General features: G+C 69.2%; 5 protein-coding genes. 2 read left to right on the top strand and 3 right to left on the bottom strand.

The genetic code is table 11. The features are described 5' to 3' along the window. Positions 1 to 95: 95 nt before the first annotated feature. Positions 96 to 1,199 carry a septum site-determining protein Ssd gene (ssd, locus tag HLK59_RS30910; RefSeq protein WP_171144852.1) on the bottom strand — a complete coding sequence of 368 codons (1,104 nt, stop codon included), beginning with the start codon at positions 1,197 to 1,199 and terminating at the stop codon, positions 96 to 98. Between the two features lie 585 nt (positions 1,200 to 1,784). Here ssd and HLK59_RS30905 point away from each other — a divergent pair. Beyond that, positions 1,785 to 2,618, top strand: a complete 834-nt coding sequence (locus HLK59_RS30905; RefSeq protein WP_171144851.1) for an HAD family hydrolase — start codon at positions 1,785 to 1,787, stop codon at positions 2,616 to 2,618. A 336-nt stretch (positions 2,619 to 2,954) separates the two neighbouring features. Here the strand turns inward: HLK59_RS30905 and HLK59_RS30900 are convergent, their stop codons facing one another. Continuing rightward, on the bottom strand, positions 2,955 to 3,779 hold the full coding sequence (locus HLK59_RS30900) for a Fic family protein (protein WP_171144850.1): 825 nt from the start codon (positions 3,777 to 3,779) through the stop codon (positions 2,955 to 2,957). A gap of 101 nt (positions 3,780 to 3,880) precedes the next feature. Here HLK59_RS30900 and HLK59_RS30895 point away from each other — a divergent pair, with 101 nt between their 5' ends. Further along, entirely contained in the window at positions 3,881 to 4,861 is a 981-nt protein-coding gene (locus tag HLK59_RS30895) for an ATP-binding protein (protein ID WP_171144849.1), read from the top strand. Positions 4,862 to 4,883: 22 nt separating this feature from the next. On the opposite strand, the gene HLK59_RS30890 is transcribed toward HLK59_RS30895, so the two are convergent. Further along, entirely contained in the window at positions 4,884 to 6,155 is a 1,272-nt protein-coding gene (locus HLK59_RS30890; RefSeq protein WP_171144848.1) for a hypothetical protein, read from the bottom strand. Positions 6,156 to 6,336 lie beyond the last annotated feature (181 nt).

The following is a 6,336-nucleotide window of genomic DNA, read 5'->3' as shown; positions in this document are numbered from 1 at the left end:
CCCCATCACGGAAGCCGCACCGGCCGTGGCGTCCACCGATCCCTCGGCCCGCCCCGCACCGGACACCGCCCAACCCTCCTCGTCGGAGTACGTACTCATGCCGCCTCCACCAACGCCCGCTCCCAGAACTCCTTGCAGAACCGCGCCAGCGGCCCCCGCCCGGCTCCCGGCGGCGTCCTGCTCTCGTGCGGCCGCAGCAGCCCCGCCTCCAGGGGGACCTCGCCCACCAGCGGCAGTCCGAGCAGTCGCGCCACCTCCCGGTCGTCGAGCCCGGGCGCATGCGGCCCTCGGACGGCCACGCGCAGATCGCGTACGACCATCCCGACGGCGGAGGCCACCCGTCCGGCCGCCGCGACGGCACGGAGTTCGGCGGGGACGACGAGAATGCCGAGGTCGAGCTGGGAGAGGGTCTCGGCGATGCCGTCGTCGATGCGCCGCGGCAGATCGACGACGACCGTGCCGCCCCGGCGGCGGGCCGCGGCGAGCACCGCGCGGACGGCCTGCGGCGGGACGGCGACACAGTCGCCGCGATCCCAGCTGAGGACCCGCAGGGAGTGCAGCTGGGGCAGCGACTCCTCCAGGGCGCCGCCCCCGACCCGGCCGCGTGAGGCGGCGAACGCGGGCCAGCGCAACCCTTCGGCGGTCTCGCCACCGAGGAGTACGTCGAGTCCGCCGCCGAGCGGATCGGCGTCCACGAGCAGGGTGCGCAGTCCCTCCCGCGCGGAGGTGACGGCGAGCGCGCACGCGAGGGTGGATGCCCCGGACCCGCCACGTCCGCCGATGACGCCGACGGTGAGGGCGGGCCGGCCGACGCCCTCGGCGACGTCGGCGATCCGGTCGACCAGCCACTGCTCCCCGTCGGGCAGCATCAGGACGTGGTCGGCGCCGATCTCGACGGCCCGGCGCCAGACCCCGGAGTCGTCCTGGTCCCTTCCGACGAGGACCACTCCGCTTCTGCGGGCGGCTGCCCGCACGCGCCGCGCGGCGTCGTCGCCGACGAGGACGAGCGGTGCGGCTTCCCATCGGCCTCTCGGCTGAGGCACCCCCGGATGGACCTCGGGTGTGGCGCCGGCCGCCGCGCACAGGCGCAGCAGGTCGTCGAGGAGTACCGGGTCTTCGGTGACGATCAACGGCCCGCCCTGTCGCCCTCCGGCGGTGGGCGGCGGATCGTGTGTGACGGCTGCGGCCACGATGTGCATCCCCCTTCGCTGCATCTCGCGAGGACCCCGAGGGCCCCGCGATTCCCAAACGTGTGAAGAACCGGCGACCGGCCTTCATATGAACGGCCGATACGAACCGGCCAAACGCGGCCGACTAACCGGAACCGGCCATCGACTCGGCGTCGGCGGGCCGCGCTGGAATCACGGTGCAGCGATGCCGGAAATCTTGTGGATCTTGGTCGATAACTGTGGACAACTCAGTGGCTGTGAATATGGCCGTCACCCATACCGGTGCCCCTCGTACTGCCATGTGTGCGACTTCCGCAGCGCAGTGCGACAGCTACGCACAGTGACGGATCATGGGCATGCGAAAGAGGCGGCCGCAGCCGCCTCGACACGGCCGTAGAGCCGTACAGGGACACACAGGAAAGGGGAAAAACCCACCCGGACATGCGACGACCCCCACCGGGGGGGAGAGTGGGGGTCGTCTCCACGGCCGACTCGGGGGGGGAGGAGCCGGACCGGGTTAGCACGGTCGCGAACGATCCGTGACTTCCATGGTGTACCCGAGAGCCTTCTCAGGCAAACCCACGCGCCACACCTTACGCCGAATGGGCTGCGCCTATGCTCAGGGTCGTGGAAAACCACTCCTTGCCCCGCACAGCGGCCTTCTTTGACCTGGACAAGACGGTCATTGCGAAGTCGAGCACGCTCACCTTCAGCAAGTCGTTCTACCAAGGCGGGCTGATCAACCGCAGGGCCGCCTTGCGAACCGCGTATGCCCAGTTCGTCTTCCTCGTGGGCGGTATGGACCACGACCAGATGGAACGGACACGCGAGTACCTCTCGGCACTCGTGCGCGGCTGGAACGTCCAACAGGTGAAGGAGATCGTGGCCGAGACCCTTCACGACCTGATCGACCCGATCATCTACGACGAGGCCGCCTCCCTCATCGAGGAGCACCACACCGCCGGACGGGACGTCGTGATCGTGTCCACGTCGGGCGCCGAGGTGGTCGAGCCGATCGGTGAACTGCTCGGCGCGGACCGGGTGGTGGCGACCAGGATGGTCGTGGGCGAGGACGGCTGCTTCACCGGCGAGGTGGAGTACTACGCGTACGGCCCGACCAAGGCCGAGGCGATCAAGGAGCTGGCCGAGTCCGAGGGGTACGACCTGGAGCGCTGTTACGCGTACAGCGACTCGGCGACCGATCTGCCGATGCTCCAGTCCGTCGGCCACCCCCATGCCGTGAACCCGGACCGCGCGCTGCGCCGCGAGGCACTCGCGCGCGGATGGCCGATTCTCGATTTCCACCGGCCGGTCCGGCTCAAGCAGCGGCTCCCCGCGTTCTCCGCACCGTCCCGTCCGGCGCTCGTCGCGGCGGCGGCCATAGGAGCGGCGGCGGCCACCGCGGGCCTCGTCTGGTACGCCAGCCGGCGCCGGACGGCGGCCCTCTGACGTGCAGGGCGCCCGTTTAGAACCTGTTTGAGAGTAAAAGTAAAGAACTGCAGCCAGGGCTTCCGCTTGCCCGGGTCCTGGAGTACAAAGGAGTCAACGGCCCGCGAGACCAAGGACATCCGAAAGGATCACCTTAATAACGCATTTGGCCCCACGGACCGCGCATGAGAATTGGGCACCCACGCGACGTCGACCCGTCGATTACGGGCCAGCCGCACCAGGTGACGGGCAAAGTCCCGACCTGATGGGCAACATATCGAGGACGCTTGGTAACCCGGTGAACATGCCAGCGGCGGTACGAATCCTCGTACCGCCGCAACCCTGTGTGCGTACTTCCTACGCCGCTCCGCGCTGCAACGCCTCGCACACCGCCGTCGACTCGCGCGCCCCGAGCACGACCGCCTTGCCGCAGTGCGCGATCCAGGCGGCCATGCCCTCGGGGGTTCCGGAGACATAGCCGTCGAGCGCAGCCAGATAGGCGGCCCGGCCCAGCTCGGCATGGCCGACCTCGGCCGGACAGATGGACTTCGGGTCGAGGCCGCTGCCGATCAGGACGATGCGTTCGGCCGTGCGTGCGACGAGACCGTTGTGCGAGGTGAAGGGCCGCAGCGCGAGGATCTCGCCGTGCACGACGGCGGCGGTCACCAGAGCCGGGGCGGAACCGCCCGCGATGATCAGCTCGGACAGACCCTCCAGCCGGCCGTGCACCTCCGTCGCCTCGGGCGGCGCGAGCTCGACCAGCGGCTCGTCGACCACTTCGCCCGCCTGCCGCGGACGACCGACCTCGGCGCCGCTGGTCGCCGCCGCGACCAGGTGCAGGCGGGCCAGGACGCGCAGCGGCGACTGCCGCCAGATGGAGAGCAGTTGGCCCGCCTCGGCGGTCAGCCGCAGGGCCGCGCCCACGACACGCGCCTCGTCGTCGCCGCTGAAGTCGGAGCGGCGGCGCACCTCTTCGAGGGCCCAGTCGGCACCGGACAGCGCCGCGGAGCCGCGGGCGCCGCGCAGCGCCGCCTCGGAGGTGATCGCGGTGCTGCGGCGCCGCATGATCCGGTGCCCGTAGACCCGGTCCACGGCCTTGCGCACGGACTCCACGGAGTCGGCCACGCCGGGCAGTGAGCCCAGGGCGGCGAGCGGATCGGCGGTCGCGCCTGTCGTACTCATGAGTACGACACTACGCAACGGTGGCCCACACCCCACGAAGGAGTGGTCTTCTTCACGCACGCCTGCCACGTACAGCTATCGCGGCACTACCCTTTGTGAACATGAAAATTGCTTTCGTCGGGAAGGGCGGCAGCGGCAAGACCACCCTGTCCTCCCTGTTCATCCGCCATCTCGCCACCACCGGCGCACCCGTCGTCGCCGTCGACGCCGACATCAACCAGCACCTGGGCGCCGCCCTCGGTCTCGACGAGGCCGCGGCCGCGGCACTGCCCGCGATGGGCGAGCGGCTGCCGCTGATCAAGGACTACCTGCGCGGCACCAACCCGCGCATCGCCTCCGCCGAGACGATGATCAAGACGACCCCGCCGGGCGAGGGCTCACGACTGCTGCGGGTGCACGAGGACAATCCGGTGTACGACGCCTGCGCCCGGCCGGTGGAACTCGACGGCGGCGCCGTCCGTTTGATGGTCACCGGCTCCTTCACGGACGCCGATCTGGGGGTCGCCTGCTACCACTCCAAGACAGGAGCGGTGGAGCTGTGCCTGAACCACCTGGTGGACGGGCGTGACGAGTACGTCGTGGTGGACATGACCGCGGGCTCGGACTCCTTCGCCTCCGGCATGTTCACCCGCTTCGACATCACGTTCCTCGTCGCCGAGCCGACCCGGAAGGGGGTCTCCGTCTATCGCCAGTACAAGGAGTACGCCCGCGACTTCGGCGTCGTCCTGAAGGTCGTCGGCAACAAGGTGCAAGGGCAGGACGACCTCGACTTCCTCCGCGCCGAGGTCGGGGACGACCTGCTGGTGACGGTCGGGCACTCGGACTGGGTGCGCGCCATGGAGAAGGGCCGGCCGCCCCGGTTCGAACTCCTGGAGGACGTCAACCGCAGCTCCCTGCGCCGGTTGCAGAGCGCGGTCGACGCGACGTACGACCTGCGTGACTGGGAGCACTACACCCGCCAGATGGTGCACTTCCATCTGAAGAACGCCCAGTCCTGGGGCAATGAGCGCACCGGGGCCGACCTGGCGGCGCAGGTCGACCCCGGGTTCGTGCTGGGCGAGAGCGTCGCGGTGAACGCCTGACGGCTGCCGCGACGCCGTACGGCTACTGCTTGGCCGCCGGCGCTCCCGGCACGCCCTTCGGGGCCGGGGCTGGGCGGCCCGAGAGGAAGGACGCCCAGCTCTGCTTCGGGGCCTCGCCGACGCCGAGGGTCCGCATCTTGGCCAGGGCCGTCGGGTCCTGGGCGTCCAGCCAGTCGGCGAGCTGCCGGAAGGAGACACAGCGCACGTCGGGCTTGTTGCAGACCCGCTCGATGGTCTCCTCGACGGCGCGCATATAGGTGCCGCCGTTCCAGGACTCGAAGTGGTTGCCGATGATCAGGGGCGCGCGGTTGCCGTCGTAGGCCCGGTGGAAGCCCTTGAGCAGGCTGTCACGCATCTGGTCGCCCCAGAACTCGTGCTTGCTCGGGTCGCCGTACATCGTGCCCGACTGGTTCACGGCGAAGTTGTAGTCCATGGTGAGCTGCTCGAAGGAGTGCCCGATGAACGGCACCAGCTGCATCGAGAGGTCCCACAGGCCTTCCTTCTTCTTGGGCCAGAGCTGGTCGTTGACGCCGCTGGTGTCGTAGCGGAAGCCCAGTTCTCGGGCGGCCTTCATGAAGTTCTTCTGGCCCTCCAGGCAGGGCGTGCGGGCGCCGATGAGCTCCTTGTCGTAGTCGAAGGGCAGCGGGCTCGCGTTCTTCATGCCGGTGGTGGTCTTCCAGGACTTCACGAACTGCTTCGCCTGGGCGATCTCGTCCTTCCAGTCCTCGACGGACCACTGGCCGACCCCACCGCCGCTGCCGCAGAAGTGGCCGTTGAAGTGGGTGCCGATCTCGCTGCCCTCCAGCCACGCCCCGCGCAGCTGCTTCACGGTCTCGGCGATGCCCTTCTCGTCGTTGAAGCCGATGTCGGAGCGGCCCGGGGAGTGCTGCGGGGGCTTGTAGAGGTCGCGCTTCTCCTCGGGGAGCATGTACACGCCGCTGAGGAAGTACGTCATCGTGGCGTTGTTCGCCTTGGCGACCTTGCGGAAGTGGGAGAACAGCTTCTGGGAGTCCTCACCCGCGCCGTCCCAGGAGAACACCACGAACTGCGGGGGCTTCTGGCCGGCCTTCATCCGCTCCGGTCTGGGCAGGTGGGGCTGGGCCCCGGTGAACGCGGTGGAGCCGTCGCCGATCAGGCGGACCGCGCTCTTGGGCGGCGCCTGGGCCGGCTTCGCCTTCTGCGGGCCGAGGGCCCCTTTCTCCGCACCGTCGGTGCCGATCGCGCAACCGGCGAGCGATGCGGCACAGACCGCGGCGACCACGGCGCCCGCGGCGATCCTCTGGGTGGCGGCCATGTTCCGCCCACCTACTTCCTTCTCTCGGGGCCAACGACAGCGCCGTCAAGCTCGCACGAGGTCCGGAATGAATTAGTACGACAAGCCGATGAAATATCTGCATCACCCTGATGAGTGACTTATTGGGCCATTTGCCAGAAAAGTCTATGCCTGGCCTTTACTCTGAATTACGATTCGTTTA

The sequence above is a fragment of the Streptomyces sp. S3(2020) genome (assembly GCF_013044505.1).
Lineage (GTDB): Bacteria > Actinomycetota > Actinomycetes > Streptomycetales > Streptomycetaceae > Streptomyces.
The sequence above is the reverse complement of the archived record's forward strand: the minus strand, read 5'-3'. Positions and strand labels throughout refer to the sequence as shown.